Annotated in this window: 1 protein-coding gene; it reads right to left on the reverse strand. The window is 27.8% G+C overall.

All coding sequences use genetic code 11. The annotated features are described in order from the left end of the window. Positions 1–43 precede the first annotated feature (43 nt). The coding region (locus ACNKXV_RS14565) for a hypothetical protein (RefSeq protein WP_417908418.1) at positions 44–284 on the reverse strand (241 nt) is incomplete at its 5' end.

Consider the following 284-nt stretch of genomic DNA (forward strand, 5'->3'; position numbering starts at 1 on the left):
CTATTAAATAAAGGAAGTATCTAAAATACATTAATAATTAAATTTAGTCTTTTTTAATCCTTCTATTAATTTCAACTCTAGTTGCATCAGTTTTAGTTAAACTATTCTCTTTCAGGTCGCTTTTAAGACTATCTGTAGATGTATTTCTATTATTCTGACTATTAACATATTTTGTCACATCGTTTAGAATTTTTGAAAACTGTTCAATAGAAACACCAAGCTTTTCAGCAAAATTTCCCAAATCTCCTTCAGACATATTAGAAACACTAACTGGTTCTCCAAGG

The organism is Christiangramia aquimixticola (genome assembly GCF_048285835.1).
Lineage (GTDB): Bacteria > Bacteroidota > Bacteroidia > Flavobacteriales > Flavobacteriaceae > Christiangramia > Christiangramia aquimixticola.